Origin of the sequence: Streptococcus oralis, assembly GCF_003943385.1 — a bacterium.
GTDB classification, from domain to species: domain Bacteria; phylum Bacillota; class Bacilli; order Lactobacillales; family Streptococcaceae; genus Streptococcus; species Streptococcus oralis_CA.
The window spans coordinates 25,881-44,351 of the sequence record NZ_RJPI01000011.1; the positions used below are offsets into that span (position 1 = coordinate 25,881).

At 42.0% G+C, this 18,471-nt stretch carries 16 protein-coding genes; 5 read left to right on the forward strand and 11 right to left on the reverse strand.

The genetic code is table 11. The features are described 5' to 3' along the window. Positions 1 to 8 precede the first annotated feature (8 nt). From hrcA to D8803_RS08095, 8 genes are all read right to left on the reverse strand, one after another. Positions 9 to 1,043 carry a heat-inducible transcriptional repressor HrcA gene (gene hrcA, locus D8803_RS08060; RefSeq protein ID WP_131200795.1) on the reverse strand — a complete coding sequence of 345 codons (1,035 nt, stop codon included), beginning with the start codon at positions 1,041 to 1,043 and terminating at the stop codon, positions 9 to 11. Between the two features lie 160 nt (positions 1,044 to 1,203). Next, positions 1,204 to 1,716: a DUF2812 domain-containing protein gene (locus tag D8803_RS08065; RefSeq protein WP_131200796.1), complete on the reverse strand. Its 513-nt coding sequence runs from the start codon at positions 1,714 to 1,716 to the stop codon at positions 1,204 to 1,206. Between the two features lie 34 nt (positions 1,717 to 1,750). Next, positions 1,751 to 2,326 carry a DUF2812 domain-containing protein gene (locus D8803_RS09960; protein WP_131200797.1) on the reverse strand — a complete coding sequence of 192 codons (576 nt, stop codon included), beginning with the start codon at positions 2,324 to 2,326 and terminating at the stop codon, positions 1,751 to 1,753. Then, positions 2,326 to 2,646, reverse strand: coding sequence for a PadR family transcriptional regulator (locus D8803_RS08075; protein WP_131200798.1), 321 nt, complete (start codon positions 2,644 to 2,646; stop codon positions 2,326 to 2,328). Before D8803_RS08075 ends, D8803_RS09960 begins: the two co-directional genes overlap by 1 nt. Before the next feature lie 120 nt (positions 2,647 to 2,766). Continuing rightward, on the reverse strand, positions 2,767 to 4,113 hold the full coding sequence (glnA, locus tag D8803_RS08080; protein WP_131200799.1) for a type I glutamate--ammonia ligase: 1,347 nt from the start codon (positions 4,111 to 4,113) through the stop codon (positions 2,767 to 2,769). 36 nt (positions 4,114 to 4,149) lie between these two features. Then, entirely contained in the window at positions 4,150 to 4,506 is a 357-nt protein-coding gene (glnR, locus tag D8803_RS08085) for a transcriptional repressor GlnR (RefSeq protein WP_000664331.1), read from the reverse strand. A 76-nt stretch (positions 4,507 to 4,582) separates the two neighbouring features. Continuing rightward, entirely contained in the window at positions 4,583 to 5,110 is a 528-nt protein-coding gene (locus D8803_RS08090; RefSeq protein WP_000540311.1) for an FUSC family protein, read from the reverse strand. A 137-nt stretch (positions 5,111 to 5,247) separates the two neighbouring features. Continuing rightward, positions 5,248 to 6,447: a phosphoglycerate kinase gene (locus D8803_RS08095; RefSeq protein ID WP_001096770.1), complete on the reverse strand. Its 1,200-nt coding sequence runs from the start codon at positions 6,445 to 6,447 to the stop codon at positions 5,248 to 5,250. 144 nt (positions 6,448 to 6,591) lie between these two features. On the opposite strand from D8803_RS08095, the gene D8803_RS08100 reads away from it, so the two are divergent. Beyond that, a complete protein-coding gene (locus tag D8803_RS08100; RefSeq protein ID WP_223805121.1) occupies positions 6,592 to 7,299 on the forward strand; it encodes a hypothetical protein in 708 nt (235 codons plus the stop codon). A gap of 110 nt (positions 7,300 to 7,409) precedes the next feature. Here the strand turns inward: D8803_RS08100 and D8803_RS08105 are convergent, their stop codons facing one another. Further along, positions 7,410 to 12,149, reverse strand: coding sequence for an endo-beta-N-acetylglucosaminidase (locus D8803_RS08105; protein ID WP_131200800.1), 4,740 nt, complete (start codon positions 12,147 to 12,149; stop codon positions 7,410 to 7,412). Between the two features lie 315 nt (positions 12,150 to 12,464). On the opposite strand from D8803_RS08105, the gene D8803_RS08110 reads away from it, so the two are divergent. Further along, a complete protein-coding gene (locus D8803_RS08110) occupies positions 12,465 to 14,096 on the forward strand; it encodes a Na/Pi cotransporter family protein (protein WP_131200801.1) in 1,632 nt (543 codons plus the stop codon). 95 nt (positions 14,097 to 14,191) lie between these two features. Here the strand turns inward: D8803_RS08110 and D8803_RS08115 are convergent, their stop codons facing one another. Both D8803_RS08115 and pepA read right to left on the reverse strand, forming a co-directional pair. Next, positions 14,192 to 14,488 carry a bacteriocin immunity protein gene (locus D8803_RS08115; protein WP_061417978.1) on the reverse strand — a complete coding sequence of 99 codons (297 nt, stop codon included), beginning with the start codon at positions 14,486 to 14,488 and terminating at the stop codon, positions 14,192 to 14,194. Between the two features lie 22 nt (positions 14,489 to 14,510). Further along, a complete protein-coding gene (pepA, locus tag D8803_RS08120; RefSeq protein WP_131200802.1) occupies positions 14,511 to 15,575 on the reverse strand; it encodes a glutamyl aminopeptidase in 1,065 nt (354 codons plus the stop codon). A gap of 232 nt (positions 15,576 to 15,807) precedes the next feature. On the opposite strand from pepA, the gene D8803_RS08125 reads away from it, so the two are divergent. From D8803_RS08125 to D8803_RS08135, 3 genes are read left to right on the forward strand one after another with little or no spacing between them, the layout of a single operon-like run. After that, positions 15,808 to 16,767, forward strand: coding sequence for an ABC transporter permease (locus D8803_RS08125; protein ID WP_190316814.1), 960 nt, complete (start codon positions 15,808 to 15,810; stop codon positions 16,765 to 16,767). Then, on the forward strand, positions 16,757 to 17,713 hold the full coding sequence (locus D8803_RS08130) for an iron chelate uptake ABC transporter family permease subunit (protein WP_131200804.1): 957 nt from the start codon (positions 16,757 to 16,759) through the stop codon (positions 17,711 to 17,713). Before D8803_RS08125 ends, D8803_RS08130 begins: the two co-directional genes overlap by 11 nt. Next, positions 17,710 to 18,462, forward strand: a complete 753-nt coding sequence (locus tag D8803_RS08135) for an ABC transporter ATP-binding protein (protein WP_131200805.1) — start codon at positions 17,710 to 17,712, stop codon at positions 18,460 to 18,462. The genes D8803_RS08130 and D8803_RS08135 overlap by 4 nt, the downstream gene beginning before the upstream one ends. Positions 18,463 to 18,471 lie beyond the last annotated feature (9 nt).

An 18,471-nucleotide genomic window follows, 5' to 3' on the forward strand; every position in this document is an offset into this window, starting at 1 on the left:
TTTCATGTTCAACTCACCTCATAATGATTACTACTCAAATATCGATAAAAATCTGTGAGTTTCATAGTTAAGACTCGATTGACAACATTGAGTTGATTAACCAATTGCTGGTAATCCAGATTAACCGGACCGATAATGGCAAGAATTCCAAAACCTCGATAAGGAATAAGGAATTTACTGCTAATCACTGCTAGATCTGCTAGACAAGACTCTTGACTGTCCGCAACACGGACATTTTGCATTTGATCTTCATGCAGACTTTCACGAATCTCCAGAGCCACTTTCTGTGGTTGGTCAAAGAACTGATAAGCTGCTAGATTTGCAAAATTCAAGAGATTGACCTTACCAGCCACCACAATGTTTTCGTTGAACATTTCCTTAAAGATGTGTTCAAAGAGATCGATGACATTGTCCGTCGTTGTGAAGTAACGCTGGATAATCTGCGGAATCTCCGTCCGAATCTTGTAGTGAATATCTAGAACGGTGTGACCGAGGAAACGTTCCTGAATGATTGCCTTAAGCTTCAGCAAATCCTCCTGCAAGAAGTTCCTTGGAATCAGAAACTGACTGGTAACCGTTCGCGATTCGTCTAAGGTAAATACTGCCAAGGCTGTATGTTGTCCTAAAACAACGATATCAAAGGCTGTCAACCGTTGTCTGCTGGGCTCAACATCTAGTGCCACTACCGTACAACCACTCAAGTCTGTTAGTAGATTAGCAGCCTCTTGTAGAATATCCTCCAGTTTGAAGAATTCCTGATCAAAGGCTTTGACAATCTCATAAACCTCATTTTCAGCTAGTCTGTCGAAATCCAGTGAGTGTTTCACATAGTACTGAAAACCAGCAACACTTGGCATCCGACCACTTGAAGTATGAGCTTTCTCAAGCAGACCTTGCTTTTCTAAAGCCGCCATATCATTACGAATGGTTGCACTGCTAGAGTTAACAGACTCTTGCAAGGCTTTGGATCCGACAGGTTCGTGCGTTTTGGTAAAGATGTCAATGATCAGATTTAAAATATCCTGCTGACGCTCTGTAACCATCTCATCACTCCTCTCTGTCTGATCAATTAGCACTCAATACACTCAAGTGCTAACTCATGATTCTATTATACACCCTTGAAAGATAATGTCAAGACAAAAACTCAAAAAATTAGCACTCTTTTGCCAAGAGTGCTAAAAATCAGTCTGAGGACCTAGAAACTTATCTTTCATCTACTTGGTATTTCCTTTTAAGTCTGTAATATCCATAGATCAGATAAGAAATCAGGAAAGCGTATAGAACAAAAATAATGAAGAAAGATATAGAAAGATCTTCTCTAAATAAACTCATACAGACAACAAAACCACCTAAGAAAGTAGCTGTACAGGAACGAAGTCTATATCGCATAACTTCCCATCTGAGCCCCTTATTCATATAGACTTGATCCTCCGGAAGTAAATCAGAAGATGATTTACGAAGAATTGAACAAAAACCTGTTTCTATCGATTCCCAACCTCTATTTCTAAAATCTTGCAGTTCATGCTTACACTTTTTAAGATTGCGAGAATCATAGATATGATAGATGACATCATCTGGTTGGCATTGTTCAAAATAGAAAAAACCAAAACGGTTAGTTTTATACCTCCAACCTTTCAAGTGCATCTCATGCAAATATTCTTCTTCCTTGTCCAAATCAACAATTGTGAAAATCCGAAATTGTACTTTGCTATTCATTGCCTGACCTCCAAATCAGAAAACAAGTATTGTTTCAACTATCAGATAATTCTTTCCACTTTTGGAACAATCTCCAAAAAATATAAGAAATCTGAATCGCAAAAACTATCAATAAAACATAATCTATTATGAAAATCAAAAATACTTCCCAACTGAAAGAACTACCTCCACTGACAAACTTTGAGAAAACCGGTAGTAGAGCTAAAAAGAGAAGCAAAATAGGAAGCATCCGCATTATTAAAATCCGTTTGACCACAGCTAACTTCCCGGCCACGTCATTATAAATTTCAAATTCTGCATCCGATTCAATTTCAGAATGTGCTTTTCTAAAGTAGGAAAAACCATTAAAGTCTGTAATATGCTCCCAGCCACAGTCTTTAAATAATTGTAAATAGGAGGCTCTCTCTGATTTTTTCATTGGGTAAAAGTCCAACTGATAAGACGCTTGCTCAGGCTGACATTTTTCAAAGGTATACTTAACCACAAACAATAAGATAGAATAGCTTACTTTCCTAAGTTTCCAGCCCTTAGCATGCATTTTTCTAAGATATAAAGCCTCTCGATCATAATCCGCAATGGTAGCAATTCTATAAATAACCTTCTTTTCCATCATCCTTCCTCCAGACTGTTTCTATAGAGTCGTTCAATACGTTTCAATTCAATATCTAAGACTTTGCGTCCCAAGTCTGTAATCTGATAGATTTTACGTTTTTCCTCTTCGCGAACAAAGGAAATCAAGCCATCCTTTTCCATTTTTGACAAGGTTCCATACATAGTACCAGGACTAATTAGGACTTGCGAATCTGTCATCTCCTTGACCTTTTGTGTGATACCATATCCATGGTTCTCCTTCTGTAGACAAAACAAGATATAAAAGCCCGTTTCCGTCATGGGAAGGTAAACACGCCTGATCTTATCTGCTAATTCCATTTACAACCACCTCCAATGCAGTTCGATATATCGCACTTCGTTATATAAAATATATCACATCGCGATATAAATTTCAAGAAAAAAAGACCGCCCTCAGGCAATCTTTCTTCTATATTAGTATTAGTAAAGATCTAAATAATTATCAATTTCCCATTGTGAAACGAAGGTTGCATAACTTGCCCATTCGATTCGTTTGGCTTCAAGGAAACTAGTATAGATATGTTCTCCAAGAGCCGCTCTGACAACTTCATCTTCAGTCAGAGCTTTCAAAGCGTTGTGAAGAGTTGATGGAAGGTCTGTAATACCAGCTTCCTTACGCTCTTCTGCTGTCATGATGTAGATATTTTCTTCAATCGGAGCTGGTGCTTCGATTTTATTTTCAATACCGTGCAAACCAACTTCCAAAAGAACTGCCATCGCGATGTATGGGTTTGCCATTGGGTCTACCGAACGCAACTCAAGACGAGTTCCCATACCACGTGAAGCCGGTACACGAACTAGCGGAGAGCGGTTACGACCTGCCCAAGCAATGTAAACAGGCGCTTCATAACCTGGAACCAAACGTTTGTATGAGTTAACTGTTGGGTTCATGATGGCAGTATAGTTATAAGCATGCTTGATCAAACCACCAAGGAAATGGTAGGCCGTTTCAGACAACTGCATTCCTTTTGGATCATTTGGATCAAAGAAGGCATTATTTCCTTCTGCATCAAACAAGGACATATTGCAGTGCATACCTGATCCAGCAATACCAAATTTTGGTTTCGCCATAAAGGTAGCATAAAGACCATGTTTGCGAGCAATGGTTTTAACAACGAGTTTAAAGATTTGAATCTTATCACAGGCACGGAGGACTTCATCATACTTGAAGTCAATTTCATGTTGTCCAACCGCAACCTCGTGGTGACTCGCTTCTACTTCAAATCCCATTTTGGTCAAGACATTTACGATTTCACGACGCGTATTGTCTGCAAGGTCAGTAGGGGCCAAGTCGAAGTAGCCACCCTTGTCATTTACCTCAAGAGTTGGATCGCCATTTTCATCCAGCTTAAAGAGGAAGAATTCTGGTTCTGGCCCAAGGTTGAAGGATTTGAATCCTACTTCTTCNATATGACGAAGCGCACGCTTCAAATTACCACGAGGGTCACCTGCAAAGGGCTCACCTTCTGTTGTATAGACATCACAGATCAAACCTGCAACACTTCCGTTTTCATCTCCCCAAGGAAAGACTGTCCATGTATCCAAGTCTGGGTACAAGTACATATCTGACTCATTAATACGTACAAAACCTTCAATAGAAGAGCCATCAAACATGGCTTTATTTGACAAGACCTTGTCTAACTGTTCATCTGTAGCAGGAATTTCGACGTTTTTCATGGTTCCCAGAATATCTGAAAACATGAGACGAATAAAGGTAACATTTTTTTCCTTGACTTCACGACGAATATCTGCAGCTGTGATTGGCATGGTTTTTCTCCTTAATGTATGACTACTTGCGGTTGCCTAACCGCGACCAAAAGGCGACTGTGCTGAAGCAAAGCGTCCCTGTTGGAGGAGCTCATTATGAAGCGCACGACGCACTTCCGTTGGGCTCACTGCTTTCTTGGATTTCGCCTCACGTTCAGCATATTTCTTCTTAATGGCAGCGATATTGAAACCTTCAGAGATATAATCTTTGATTTCAAGCAAACGATCCATGTCATTCAAAGAATACATGCGACGGTTCCCTTCGTTTCGATCAGGCTTTATCAACTCTTGATCTTCATAATAACGAATCTGACGCGCCGATAGATCGGTCAACTTCATCACACTGCCGATAGGAAAAACAGCCATATTTCGGCGAAATTCTCTTTCCTTCATTTACAATTTCCTTCTTTCTGTCTATTATAGTCTAAAAAAAGACATACGTCAATTGATAATGTCACAAAATATAACATTATTTTCTTTTTTTCTCAAAAAGATTTCTGAAGCGATCAATATCATAATTTACGAGTATTGCCACAAAAACACCCATAAAAGTTTCAAATACACGAGCAAACACGTACAAAAATGTTTCTCCGCTCGGTATTGATAGGGTAATAATCAACATAGCTGCTACACCACCAATAACTCCCGCCTTATTGTTCATGGCAACATTTGTCATAATGGTTAACATGGTGCAGATTGGCACAATCAGCAAGGTCACCCAAAAGGCTTCTTGAAATAAGGTATTTAAGAGGAAAAAGACAAGAGCATAAAAACCTCCGATGCTATTTCCTAAGATACGTGAAGTTCCAAAATGAACACTCTTATCAAAGCTTTCTCTCAAACTAAAGACTGCTGTCAAAGCCCCAATTTGAAGCCCCTTCCAACCAAAAAAACCAAAAATCAAGAGAACTAAAAAAACAGCAATTCCGGTTTTAAAGGTTCGTAGACCAAGCTTGAACTGTGACTTATCAAATTTATATTTTTTAAAATAACCCATAATCTCAACTTTCTATTTCCATTTTATCATAATTTAGTTGATTTTATGAGCCAAAATCAATCGGAAACGTTTTTAATTCAAGCTACAAGAAAAAGAGGAAACAAAGTTCCTCTTTTCATCGTTTCATTTACGAAAGATTATTTTTCTGTAAGTGCAGCCAACCCTGGCAATACTTTACCTTCAAGAAGTTCCATTGATGCTCCACCACCAGTAGAGATCCATGAGAACTTGTCTGCGCGACCAAGGTTGATCGCTGCGGCAGCTGAGTCACCACCACCGATGATTGATTTCACGCCTGGTTGTTTCACGATAGCATCCATCACACCGATTGTACCAGCTTGGAAGTCAGGGTTTTCAAATACACCCATAGGTCCGTTCCATACAACTGTTTTCGCACCAGTCAAAGCTTCGTCGAATTTAGCGATAGATTTAGGACCGATATCCAATCCAAGGAAGCCTGGATCAACTGCTTCACCTTCAGTGTCTTTCACTTCAGTATAGTCCGCAAATGCGTTTGCTTCTTTTGAGTCAACTGGCAAGATCAATTTACCGTTTGCTTTTTCAAGAAGAGCTTTAGCGACATCCAATTTGTCTTCTTCTACAAGTGAGTTACCGATTTCGATACCTTGCGCTTTGTAGAATGTGTAAGTCATCCCACCACCGATAAGGACTTTATCAGCTTTTTCAAGCAAGTTTTCGATAACACCGATCTTGTCTGAAACTTTTGAACCACCAAGGATAGCCACGAATGGACGTTCTGGAGCTTCAACCGCTTCTTGGATGTAGGCAATTTCGTTTTCAAGAAGGAATCCAGCAACTGCTTTTTCAACGTTTGCTGAGATACCAACGTTAGATGCGTGTGCACGGTGAGCTGTACCGAATGCATCGTTTACGAAGATGCCATCTCCAAGTGATGCCCAGTATTTACCAAGTTCAGGATCGTTTTTAGATTCTTTCTTGCCATCAACATCTTCGAAACGAGTGTTTTCAACCAAGAGAACTTGTCCATCTTCAAGAGCGTTAACAGCGGCTTCCAATTCAGCACCGCGTGTAACACCTGGGATAAATTTAACTTCTTGTCCCAATTTAGCAGCCAAGTCAGCAGCTACAGGAGCAAGTGATTTACCTTCTTTGTCTGCTTCTTCTTTTACACGTCCAAGGTGAGAGAAGAGGATTGCACGTCCACCTTGTTCAAGGATGTACTTGATAGTTGGAAGAGCTGCAGTGATACGGTTGTCATTGGTAATCACGCCATCTTTAACAGGTACGTTGAAGTCAACACGAACGAGAACTTTTTTCCCTTTCAAGTCAACGTCTTTAACAGTCAATTTTGCCATTAGATATGACTCCTTCTTTTTTTATACGTGTTAATTATATCACAAAATCAACAAAAGAGATAGCAAAACCCTAAACTTTTCGAGTTCTTTATTGCTCTTTATTTTTTATTATTTTATAATAAGAAATAAGATAAGGAGCTCTAAATGATGAAAAATACTCTGACAGTTAAGCAAAAAGAAGCCGATCAAGACCTCAATATCATTGCCATTTTGACAATTCTTTCGTTTATAGGATATCTCCTTTTCCAAAAACAAATACTTGATTTCTCTCACCAAACAGAGTTTCCTATCTGGATTCGTCTTCTTTTTCTCGCAACTCTTCAGTTTTGTGTTGCTGGATTGGGGACGAGCGTGGTAATGATTCGAAGAAAAGAAAGCTGGAAACAATATGGTTTGCTAGCTAAACACTTCCTCCCAACCCTCATTCAGACGGCTATTATCTGTCTCCCCTTACTTCTTTTTCTCATCAGTAGAGGACAGCTTCATTCCTATCTCCCTTTTCAATCCATCCTCATTGCCAAAGAAATTCTCACAAGTCCTTTCCCAACAAATGTCTTGGGCTTTCTCTTCACTGCTCTTGTTTGGGGATTCTGGGAAGGTTTTAATTATGTTGTCATTGCAAACAAAATCAACTGTCGCTTTCCATCACATCAAACTTGGTTTGATTACGGAGCCCTAACTTGTGCTCTGATCTGTCTGATGATTCATGGGATGATTAGCTTTCATCTCCATGCCATTTTAGAGGCCTTGTCTGTTTTTATCTTGATTTATGGTATGCTCGTTATTCAAAAGAGAACAGGCAACGCTTGGGGGTGTATTTTTATCTTCCTATTTATTTGGAATGCATTTTAACCCCCCAAAAACAAGATTTTCACTTCTTAAACTCAAAAAAGATTTGATTCTAGTTAGAATCAAATCTTTTTTTATTTTTCCCTCAAACGAATCAAGAAATCTTGAGTCGTTTAATCTTCTTTTTTCTTCCAAGCTACAAGTCCATAACCACTTAAAACTCCAAGAAGTCCAAGTGCTACTAGATTTGCATCTACTTCAGTACCTGTATTTGGAAGTTGTTTGCTTGCTGCTTCAACTTTGACAGGCACTTCTGCAGTTGGAGCATTTGTACTTGGTGTAGCTGGAAGTCCCTTTTGCTCTTTAGAGAGGGTATCAGCATGAGGTTTATCTGGACTTGGCGCCACTTCTTTCGTTCCAACTTCAACAATTTCTGGGATTGCTTCCTTGAGAACCTCAGTCGAATGAAGGGTGCGTTTGCCCTGACCATCGACTTCTACAAAGCGACGAACTTGACCTTCAACTCCAGCTTGCACAACACGGCGTTGTCCTTTGAGAAGCTCGGCGTTTGGTCGTTCTTGGCGTTCAAAGTCCACTGATTCTTCTTCAACTTCTAGTTTCGGAATTTCTATAACTAGATCTTTCACACCTTCAGCTGGTTGGTTGCTCGATAGAACTTTTGTACCAACTTCAGTGATTTCTGGGATTGCTTCCTTGATTACCTCAGTCGAACGAAGAGTGCGTTTGCCTTGGCTATCTACTTCTACAAAGTGGCGAACTTGCCCTTCCGCTCCTGCTTGAACTAGCTGATGTTGACCTTTGATAAGGTCGGCGTTTGGTCGCTCCTGACGTTCGAAGGCTGTTGTTTCTGTTTCAATAACCAGTTCAGGCAATGCCTCTACTGTTGGCACCACTTCATTGGGATCCATGCTACCAACGTGGTGGCTTTCTTCTGCAGGAGCTAGTTTCTTATTCAGCTTTTCTTTCATGTCTGCAAATGCTTGAGGAGTTGGTGTTTGTGAAGACAATAAAGCTTCAGCTTGGGCAATCAACTCAGCTTGAGAATCTTTTTCACGGACAGATTCGAGTAAGCCTTCCAATTCTTCTCTAGCAGCTTGATACCGTTGATTGCCATCCAAGTCCGCACCTGCTTGTTTCAACTCATTCAAAGCCCGGTTGACTTCTTCTTGGCTAGCATCATGGTTTTCTGCTACAGCTTTCGCAGCATTGAGCTTCTCTACTAACGCTCCTTGTTTGTCCTCACTTGAGAAGGTATAGGCAAGGGTTGACTGACGACCTTGGGCAGCAGTAATTTCTTGTTTGAGGTACTCATCATTGACTGCAGCCTTTGGAGAAACCAAGACATCGAACTCAGCTGTGTGCCCTTTGTAATGCAGAGTCAAGGTCTGGCGTCCAGTCTTCTGAGCATCGTAGCCTGTAATTTCAACACCTTGATCAGTAAAGCTGTGAGCCTCTTCTGTCTCATCATCATAGAGAACTCCAAAGCGACCTTCTGCAAGATCCAGTTGTTCTCCAACTAGATAGTCTGTTTTTGGTTTCTGAGTAATATACAAGCCTGCTACTTCTTTTGGTTTTCCTTCATCTTGGCCAGTCACTTGTACGTTTAAATCACCAGTAACTGGAAGTCCAAGGTAGCTGACTGTGAGCTTCTGTTCCCCTTTTTGATGAGCGTCGTATCCAGATACAGTCACACCTGAGTGGGTGAGGTTAATCAGCTCGTCGGCTTGTCCCCCTTCATATTGAACACGGAGTGTTCCGCCTCTGAGGTCGAGTTTTTCTCCCTCTTTATAAACCGCCTTCTTAGGTCCTTTTTCAAGGCTGACAGATTTAATTTTTCTTTCATCCTGTGGAATCGCTACAGCCAAAGTGTTACTGATTTCTTTGCCAGGTAGTTGGGTACGATAATAGAGGAGATTTGGTTGTTTGTCAAAGGCTAATGGTGCTGTTGCCAGGCCGCCACCAGTTTCAGTCTTCAAGGTTGCAATTGGTGTTTGTAAATTCGCCTTGTCGTAAACAGTGATGGTCGCACCTGCTGGAACATCAGAGAAGCCTAGTTGAACTTGGTGGTTTCCAAGTGAACGAGCAGCTACCTTAGCCATTGGAATATTTTGACTTTCTGTGTCCAAGGTTTCATACATCTTCCAGTTATAGATACGAATAGCCTTCCAAGGTGTTCCGTTATCAGATGTAATGACATGCAAACGCCAGTCTTGGGCAGTGATTGGTTTATCAAGAGTGATATCCGTAACGTGCGCTTTGTTGCCACGGACTTCCTTAGCTAGCTTCCACTCACCATCTGTATCCTTGTAGTAAAGATCAAAGTCCTTGGTATTCATCAGACCATCGTTAACAGACTCACCACCAGCTCCCGCATGATCCATTACCCATCTGACAACACGACGTGGTTGAGTCAAACGAATATCGACACTACCGCTCAATTGTCCTGAAGACCACTTGTCTGACAGACTTGTAATCGTACCGTTCAACATGCCTTCAATGCCTTCCCCGCCTTCAGTATTCGGGAAAGTGCTACCAATAACCGTTGCCCCTGGGACAATATTTTCAGCCAAAGGTCTTGGGAGAGTTGTATCCTGAACAGTCATGCCCCAGTTAAAGAATGCTGTAGCCGCCTCAGAACGGAGTCCATTTTTACCAACTGCAACGACTTTTAATTCTTGTGTTGTACCAGTCGCATTAGCAGAACGGCTAACTTTTGGCAAGTAGATGGTTGAAGCAGATGAACCTGTTAACAAACGCCAGTTATCCCCATCTTTTTCGTAGACTTCATAGAAGTCCGCATCTTGGTTACCAGCAAATTGAACCACTGCTTCAGCTTCTTGGGCATTCTTAAGAGATTGCTTCACCACAGAGAGACCTGTAGGTGCTTGTGGGGCTTGTTGATTGTCTGAAATTGTTAATTGTCCTAGGTTGAACTGATAATCTTTTACAGCACCTTCATGTTCGAAGAAGAGTTTAACTGCATAGATGGTTTTACCTGCTAGTGAGCTAAGGTCAATTTCTTCATTTGTCCAGTTGTCAGAAAGAGTCAGTTCTTTCCATGCCTCTGCATCCTCAAATTTGTAGTCTGGAGTCGTAGAGAAGGCCATATAAACTTTCGAGCCTTTTCCTCCCTTGTGAGCAACCCGAAGTTTGGTTTTCTCCGTTACTTCTAGTTTAGTAGAATACAAATTCACATCCTGATCCGTCTTACCAGCTACATCACCTGAGAATTTAAGGGAATTTCCGCCATTGTAGGCATCTGTAAAGTCATATTCTGCACGAAGTTTTTCCCCCGTCGAAGTCTGCCACCAGCGCCATGTTGGCAAGACACCTGAAACAGAACGATAGTTCCACTCAGAATCCTTAGAAACTTTGCCGTCTACAAACCACTTTCTACCATGACCTGTATTAAAAGAGGTAGTGAAGGTCCGGCCTACTGCTGGAGTGCGGTCCGCAACTAAATTAGCAATTCCATACCACTCTTTATCACCTGGTTTTTGAGCCGTTGGATCCCCTTGGTAACCTGTAAAGAAGATGTCTTCGTTCTTGTGGTAATCTTCACCTGTTTTTCCTAGACTGGTAATCGTATCTGGCGCAAAAAGTCCAAGTGACAAGCGCAACTTGCCTTTTTCATCTAAGAGGGCACCCCATTTGACTTTTGTTTTATAAGAGCCACCTTGTTGCAATTCCAAGCCTGCAAAGACATCATATTGGCTACGCTCTAGCCATTTAGCCATCTCTACAGAATGGTCATTCTTTTCCTTGTTCCAGTTGAAGTTAGCAAAGAATTGATCTGCAGGAACCCTGTCACCTTCTTTTTGCATGAACTGGTAGTTGTAATCGCCTAGACCATCTTCGTGGTAACGACCATATTTGTAGGTCATGGCATCGTACCAAGCATACTTGATTGGATGGTTGACTTTAGCTGCGTATTCTTTTGTATAGAGCATGAACTGGCGCATTTTTTCACCAAGAGGTTCTACCAATTCACCCGTTGTCTCCTGGTTGATGAAATAGCCATCAAAGCCATAGTATTTAGCGAGATCGACGAGTTTTCGTGCGATAGGGAAGGTGCCATCCTCATCTTGTTTCAAAGCAGCGGCAAATTTCTCTTGGTCAGCAATGCTGTTTGACCAGTTGAAGAAAAGTGTTCCATAAACAGGAACTCCGTTGCGGTGCCCTGCATCAATGACATCTGGAGTAGGGACTAGACCTTCCCAGAAGACCATTGAATCCAAGTATTGCCAATAGTCAAAAGCATAGGCCTTGAATTCCTCTCCACCGACAGAAGCGTGGTCTTTAGCCTTTGAGTTGGTATTTGCTAGCGCCTGAACTTTGGCTCTTCTGCTTGCTTTTTCGTTAACCAACTGACCTCTATGGCGCTTGGCGAGTTCAACTGAGGAACGATTGATGGGATCATCCTCACGCGCACCCGGTTCCCATTTCAACAAATCTTCCCAAGTATCAAACTTGATTTCTTTTGGTCGGAGACTCTTCTCTTCATTTTTAGGAACGTCTGCTAAACTTGGTTTGTCGGCTTTATTGTCAACCACTTGAGGAGCTTCCTCAGGCTTGACTCCTTCTTTATCAGTTGGTTGAATAGGTTTTTCAGTTTTATCTGTCAGAGCTGGCTTCGCTTCTTCTTTTTCATTAACCAAATCCGTTATTGCTGGAGTGTTTTCTGAAATTGGTTGCTCAGCTACTTTATTCTCTGTTTCCGATAATTGTTTTTCGATAGCTGCGGTGTCTGGTTTAGCTGTTTCAGGGACAGCGACCTGTTCGGCAAGAGCTGGACTCGCAAATAGAGCTGAACCAATCATCAAGGAACAAGCCCCGATCGACAACTTACGAATACTGTAACGGCAACGTTTTTCAAAAAATAGATCTTTCATCTTATCCTCCTAATAGAACAAAAAAGTAACTGTTCCCACAATCAATCATCAGAACAGGATTATCTTCATTCTATCTTATATGAAAGCGTTGTCAATCCGTTTGATAAAAAAACTATAACTAGGATAAGAAACAGTTTAATTTGGATATAATCCTTGCAGACATTTATACTTGAGGTAAGAACTCTATTTAAGGAAAAAATTTAAAAAAGTTAGCGATTTCTTACTAAAATAACAGAAAAACACTTGTGGGATTTCCTATTATCCTTTAAAATAGAATAGGAGAAATTCCGTTATTATTTTTCGGAGGAAAAAGAAATGTCCATTAATTGGCAGGAAATTTTATTTCACTTTTTAGGAGGTCTAGGACTGTTTTTATACAGTATCAAGACCATGGGGGACGGTTTGCAACAAGCTGCTGGAGATCGCCTTCGTTTTTACATTGACAAGTACACCAGCAATCCCTTTTTAGGTGTTCTAGTTGGGATTGTCGTGACCGCCCTGATTCAGTCAAGTACAGGGGTTACAGTTATTACGGTTGGGCTGGTCAGCGCTAGTCTTCTAACTCTTAGACAGGCTATCGGAATTATCATGGGAGCCAACATCGGAACCACTGTTACTTCCTTTATCATCGGTTTCAAACTAGGCGAGTATGCTTTACCCTTGATTTTCCTTGGAACCATGTTCCTCTTCTTTACAAAAAACAGAACAGCAAACAATATCGGGCGCATACTGTTTGGTGTCGGGGGAATCTTCTACGCCCTTAACCTCATCAGTGCCGGTATGAGCCCACTTAAAGATTTACCACAATTCAAGGAATATATGGTAACCTTGGGACAAAATCCTATTTTAGGAGTAGTAGCTGGTGCAGTGATTACCGTCCTCATTCAGGCCTCTTCGGCTACAATCGGGATTTTGCAAGGCCTCTATGCAGGTGGCTTCCTCGACCTTAAAGGTTCACTACCAGTTCTCTTCGGGGATAATATCGGGACAACCCTAACCGTTATCATCGCGGCAGCTGGAGCCAATGTCTCTGCAAAACGCGTTGCAGCAACCCACGTTACCTTTAACGTTCTAGGGACTATTCTTTGCTTAATCTTATTAGGCCCCTTCACTGCTATGATCGAGTACTTCCAGGCACTTCTTCACCTCTCACCTGAGATGACGATCGCCTTCTCTCACGGTGCCTTTAACGTAAGTAACACCATTGTACAATTTCCATTCATCGGAGCCTTGGCCTACTTTGTAACCAAGCTCATCCCTGGTGAAGACGAGGTTGTCAAGTACGAGCCCCTTTATCTCGACGAACAACTTATCCAGCAATCTCCTTCTATCGCTCTAGGAAATGCTAAAAAAGAACTCTTGCACTTGGGGAACTATGCAGCCAAAGCTTTTGACCTTTCTTATACTTATATCATCGGTTTGGATGAAAAGGTAGCTGAAAAAGGTCACAAGACAGAGGAAGCCATCAACACCATTGATGAAAAACTCACTCGTTACCTCATCAGACTTTCAAGCGAATCCTTGAGCCAAAAGGAAAGCGAAGTGTTGACTAACATTCTGGATTCATCTCGTGATTTGGAACGGATTGGGGACCACGCGGAAGGCTTGCTCAACCTAACAGACTACCTCCAACGCAAAGATGTTCATTTTTCTGAAGCTGCTCTAGAGGAATTAGCTGATATCTATCAAAAAACTACTGCATTTATCAAAGATGCACTTGATAGTGTAGAAAATAACGATATTGAAAAAGCTCAAAGTCTGATTGAACGCCATAAAGAAATCAACAATATGGAACGTGTTCTCAGAAAGACCCACATCAAACGCCTTAACAAGGGTGAGTGTTCTACACAAGCTGGGGTCAACTTTATCGACATCATTTCCCACTACACTCGTGTGTCTGACCATGCTATGAACCTAGCTGAAAAGGTCATCGCTGAACAGATTTAATAGGTAAGAAGCCACCTTTACTTAGGTGGTTTTTTCGTCTCCTCATTAAGAATTTCTTTTGGAGCATAAAAAAAATACTTTGATTCACAGTGGAATCAAAGCATTTTAAAGAGTTCTCCAAACATGATAGCAGAAACTGCAGTGCCCCTGTACTTGGCCTCTTCTTTTTTGATAAAGCGCGCCAAGTTGATCAATTCAGGTGCTGGGTGTTTGGGATTAGTGAGCAATTCACGATTGACAAGTCCTGAGAGTCGGACTGCTAGTAATTGCTCATTTGTAGTAGGTAGTTTTTTAGCAGTCTCTAGGAGAGCAGCAACTAAATCTTCACTCAAGCCCTGACGAGCATGATTATAGAGTTCTCTTATAAGGCTTTCTAGGTTTGGTTCTACCATCTCCTGACCACCTCCCTTATATTTAATAATTTTTAATCAAATCAACCGTTGAACGATCCAATTTTTTCACCAGAGCTTGCAAGAAGGCTTGAGCTTCAATAAAGTCATCCATAGCATAAAGTGTTTGATGTGAATGGATATAACGAGCGCAGACCCCGATGGTTGTAGATGGGACACCGCCATTTTTCAGATGAGCTGCCCCAGCGTCTGTTCCGCCTTTTCCACAGTAATATTGGTACTTGATACCTGCTTCTTCAGCCGTTGTCAAAAGGAAATCCTTCATACCTGGGAGGAGCAAATGGCCTGGATCGTAGAAGCGAATCAAGGTTCCATCCCCAATCTTGCCTTGGCCACCATAAACATCACCAGCAGGTGAGCAGTCAACTGCGAGGAAGACTTCTGGGTCAAACTTAGTTGTAGAAGTATGAGCGCCACGGAGACCAACTTCTTCTTGGACGTTGGAACCAAGATAGAGTTCATTTCCCAGTTTTTGGCCTGACAAAGCTTCTGCAAGCTCGCTTACCATGAGAACACCGTAGCGGTTATCCCAAGCTTTTGAGATGATATTTTTTTCATTGGCTGTTAAGATCGCTGAGCTATCTGGCACGATGGTATCACCTGGACGGATTCCAAAACTTTCTGCTTCAGCCTTGTCCGCAAAACCACCATCAAAAACAATATCTGAAATAGCTGGCATGGTTGGTCCACCTGTTCCACGAGTCAAATGTGGAGGGACAGAACCTGAGATCACAGGAATTTCACGACCGTCACGAGTAAAGAGTTTAAAGCGTTGGCTGCTGACCACCATAGGATTCCAGCCACCGATTTCAACGACACGGAAGGTACCATCTGGCTTAATCTCGCTGACCATAAAACCAACTTCATCCATGTGGGAAGCGACCAAGACGCGTGGTGCATCAGTAGCTTCTGAATGCTTGATACCGAAAATACCACCCAAGCCATCTGTCACTACTTCATCCACATGCGGTGTCAACTTTTCACGAAGATAGGTACGGACAGGCGCTTCATGACCTGAGATCGCAGCAAGTTCTGTTACTTCTTTGATTTTTGAAAATAATGTTGTCATATCAGTTCCTTCTTTCTGTCCTCCATTTTACCACTTTTTATAGGAGAAGGATAGTGGGAAGGTGGATTGGTTTTTACTAGTTTATCCTATAAAATAGAGTGTCAGATATCATTTCAGGAATTTTCCTATTTTTTACATTAAATTGTCAGAAAATTTATTGACAGATTAAAAAAATCGTGTTACATTATCTCCAAGGGTATTTTTATACCAAATCTACATGAAAGGACGGGGCATGAAACTCTCTCATATTTTAACAGGCTTACTTCTACTCCTGGTCTTTCTCTCCATTACCATTGGAACCAGTGATTTTTCTTGGGAAAAATTCTTTGCTTTTGACCAACAGACTTGGCTTCTCTTTCAAGAGTCGCGTCTTCCAAGAACCATCAGTATTCTCCTTGCAGCCTCTAGCATGAGCATGGCAGGACTCCTCATGCAGACCATCACCCAAAATCAGTTTGCTGCCCCAAGCACTGTCGGAACGACAGAAGCCGCCAAACTGGGAATGGTGTTAAGCCTCTTTGTCTTTCCGTCTGCGAGTCTGACCCAAAAGATGCTCTTTGCTTTTGGCTCATCCATCTTATTTACCCTCTTCTTTCTGGCCTTTATGACTATTTTTTCTGTAAAAGAAAGGTGGATGTTGCCCTTGATCGGGATCATCTATAGTGGGATTATTGGTTCCATTACAGAAGTTATCGCCTATCGTTTCAATCTGGTTCAGAGTATGACGGCCTGGACCCAGGGCTCCTTCTCCATGATTCAGACCCATCAGTATGAGTGGCTCTTCTTAGGCCTCATTATCTTGATAGCCGTTTGGAAATTATCCCAAACCTTCACCATCATGAATCTGGGCAAGGAAACCAGCGAGAGTTTAGGAATTTCCTACTCCCTACTTGAAAAGCTGGCCCTCTTTCTAGTGGCACTAACAACTAGTGTCACCATGATTACCGTGGGTGCCTTGCCTTTTCTCGGAGTCATCGTTCCCAATCTGGTTCGCAAGCGCTACGGAGATAATCTGAGCCAAACCAAACTCATGGTCGCATTGGTCGGCGCCAATCTGGTTCTGGCCTGCGACATCCTCTCTCGAGTCTTGATTCGGCCCTATGAGCTGTCTGTCAGTCTCTTGCTAGGAATCATCGGCAGCCTCGTCTTTATCCTACTTCTATGGAGAGGGGGACAAAAGGATGCAGTTTAAAAGCAAACATACCAAACTCTTCTGCCTTCTCATTATTCTGGCCATCGGGGCTTGTCTCCTCTACTTTTGCCCCATCACTCAGATCTCTGCCTTTGCCTGGAAGCTACGTTCCCAAAAAATCATCGTTTATCTCTTGGTAGCCATCGCGACAGGGATTTCGACCATTAGTTTTCAAACCCTGACGGAAAATCGCTTTCTAACACCAAGTATTTTGGGAATCGAATCCTTCTATGTCTTGTTGCAAACTCTACTACTGGTTTTTGAAAGTAAGTTTCTTCAACTTGAGAAGTCTCCTATCTTAGAATTTCTAGTCTTGCTTCTTATCCAATCCCTCTTCTTTCTCGCCTTACAAGGCTACTTAAAGACGCTGATGAAGCAAGACCTAGTCTTTATCCTGCTAATCTGCCTAGCCCTGGGAAGTCTCTTTCGAAATATCAGTACCTTCCTCCAAGTTCTGATGGATCCAAATGAATACGATAAACTGCAGAACAGTCTCTTTGCCTCCTTTCAGCATCTCAACACTCCCATCCTAGCCATCGGTTCTCTGATCATCCTCGCTTTGACAATCTTTTTCTTTCGAAAAGCAGTTGTTCTAGATGTCTTGCACCTGCAAAGAGAAACGGCTCAGATACTGGGACTCGATGTTGAAAAAGAACAGAGAGAACTCCTCTGGGGCATCGTACTTTTGACTTCAACGGCCACTGCCTTGGTAGGGCCTATGGCCTTCTTCGGCTTTATGCTAGCCAATCTTACCTACCTAATCGTCAAAGATTATCGACACAAGTTGCTCTTTATCGTAGCCGTTCTGATTGGATTTATCAGTTTGACCTTGGGGCAAGCCCTCATCGAACGAGTCTTTGCGCTGGAAATTCGCATCAGTATGATCATTGAGAGTGTGGGTGGTTTCTTATTCTTTATCTTACTCTACAGGAGGGCCCGTCAGTGAAACTGGAAAACATTGACAAATCCATTCAAAAACAGGATATTTTGCAAGACATTTCCCTTGAAGTCAGTCCTCAGAAACTGACAGCCTTTATTGGTCCAAACGGCGCCGGGAAATCGACTCTTCTTTCCATCATGAGCAGACTGACCAAGAAAGATCAAGGAATCCTCAGTATCAAAGGCCGTGAAATCGAGAGCTGGAATTCGCAAGAACTGGCTCGAGAGCTTACCATCCTAAAGCAGAAAATCAATTACCAAGCCAAATTGACTGTTGAAGAATTGGTCAGTTTTGGACGTTTTCCCTACAGTCGAGGTAGACTGAGGGCGGAAGACTGGGAAAAAATCCGAGAAACTCTGGACTATCTGGAACTGACCAACTTAAAAGACCGCTACATCGATAGCCTGTCTGGTGGACAGCTCCAACGTGTTTTTATCGCGATGGTACTGGCCCAGGATACAGACTTTATCTTGCTAGACGAACCGCTTAACAATCTCGATATCAAGCAAAGCGTCAGCATGATGCAGATTCTTCGACGACTGGTGGAGGAACTTGGCAAAACCATTATCATCGTCCTCCACGATATCAACATAGCCAGTCAGTATGCGGATGAAATTGTCGCCTTCAAAGACGGCCAAGTTTTCTGCAAGGGAACAACTGCTCAAATCATGCAGGCTGACCTGCTCAGCCAACTTTATGAGATTCCCATCACTCTGGCTGATATCAATGGCAAAAAGATCTGTATCTATAGCTAGACAAGCAGA

Excerpts from the sequence above, each read along its gene's own strand:
- pepA (WP_131200802.1), bottom strand. The coding sequence starts at position 15,575 with ATGACAACATTATTTTCAAAAATCAAAGAAGTAACAGAACTTGCTGCG.
- hrcA (WP_131200795.1), bottom strand. The coding sequence starts at position 1,043 with ATGGTTACAGAGCGTCAGCAGGATATTTTAAATCTGATCATTGACATC.
- D8803_RS09960 (WP_131200797.1), bottom strand. The coding sequence starts at position 2,326 with ATGGAAAAGAAGGTTATTTATAGAATTGCTACCATTGCGGATTATGAT.
- D8803_RS08110 (WP_131200801.1), top strand. The coding sequence starts at position 12,465 with ATGTCCATTAATTGGCAGGAAATTTTATTTCACTTTTTAGGAGGTCTA.
- D8803_RS08065 (WP_131200796.1), bottom strand. The coding sequence starts at position 1,716 with ATGAATAGCAAAGTACAATTTCGGATTTTCACAATTGTTGATTTGGAC.
- D8803_RS08115 (WP_061417978.1), bottom strand. The coding sequence starts at position 14,488 with ATGGTAGAACCAAACCTAGAAAGCCTTATAAGAGAACTCTATAATCAT.
- glnR (WP_000664331.1), bottom strand. The coding sequence starts at position 4,506 with ATGAAGGAAAGAGAATTTCGCCGAAATATGGCTGTTTTTCCTATCGGC.
- D8803_RS08130 (WP_131200804.1), top strand. The coding sequence starts at position 16,757 with ATGCAGTTTAAAAGCAAACATACCAAACTCTTCTGCCTTCTCATTATT.
- D8803_RS08090 (WP_000540311.1), bottom strand. The coding sequence starts at position 5,110 with ATGGGTTATTTTAAAAAATATAAATTTGATAAGTCACAGTTCAAGCTT.
- D8803_RS08075 (WP_131200798.1), bottom strand. The coding sequence starts at position 2,646 with ATGGAATTAGCAGATAAGATCAGGCGTGTTTACCTTCCCATGACGGAA.
- D8803_RS08100 (WP_223805121.1), top strand. The coding sequence starts at position 6,592 with ATGATGAAAAATACTCTGACAGTTAAGCAAAAAGAAGCCGATCAAGAC.
- D8803_RS08125 (WP_190316814.1), top strand. The coding sequence starts at position 15,808 with ATGAAACTCTCTCATATTTTAACAGGCTTACTTCTACTCCTGGTCTTT.
- D8803_RS08095 (WP_001096770.1), bottom strand. The coding sequence starts at position 6,447 with ATGGCAAAATTGACTGTTAAAGACGTTGACTTGAAAGGGAAAAAAGTT.
- D8803_RS08105 (WP_131200800.1), bottom strand. The coding sequence starts at position 12,149 with ATGAAAGATCTATTTTTTGAAAAACGTTGCCGTTACAGTATTCGTAAG.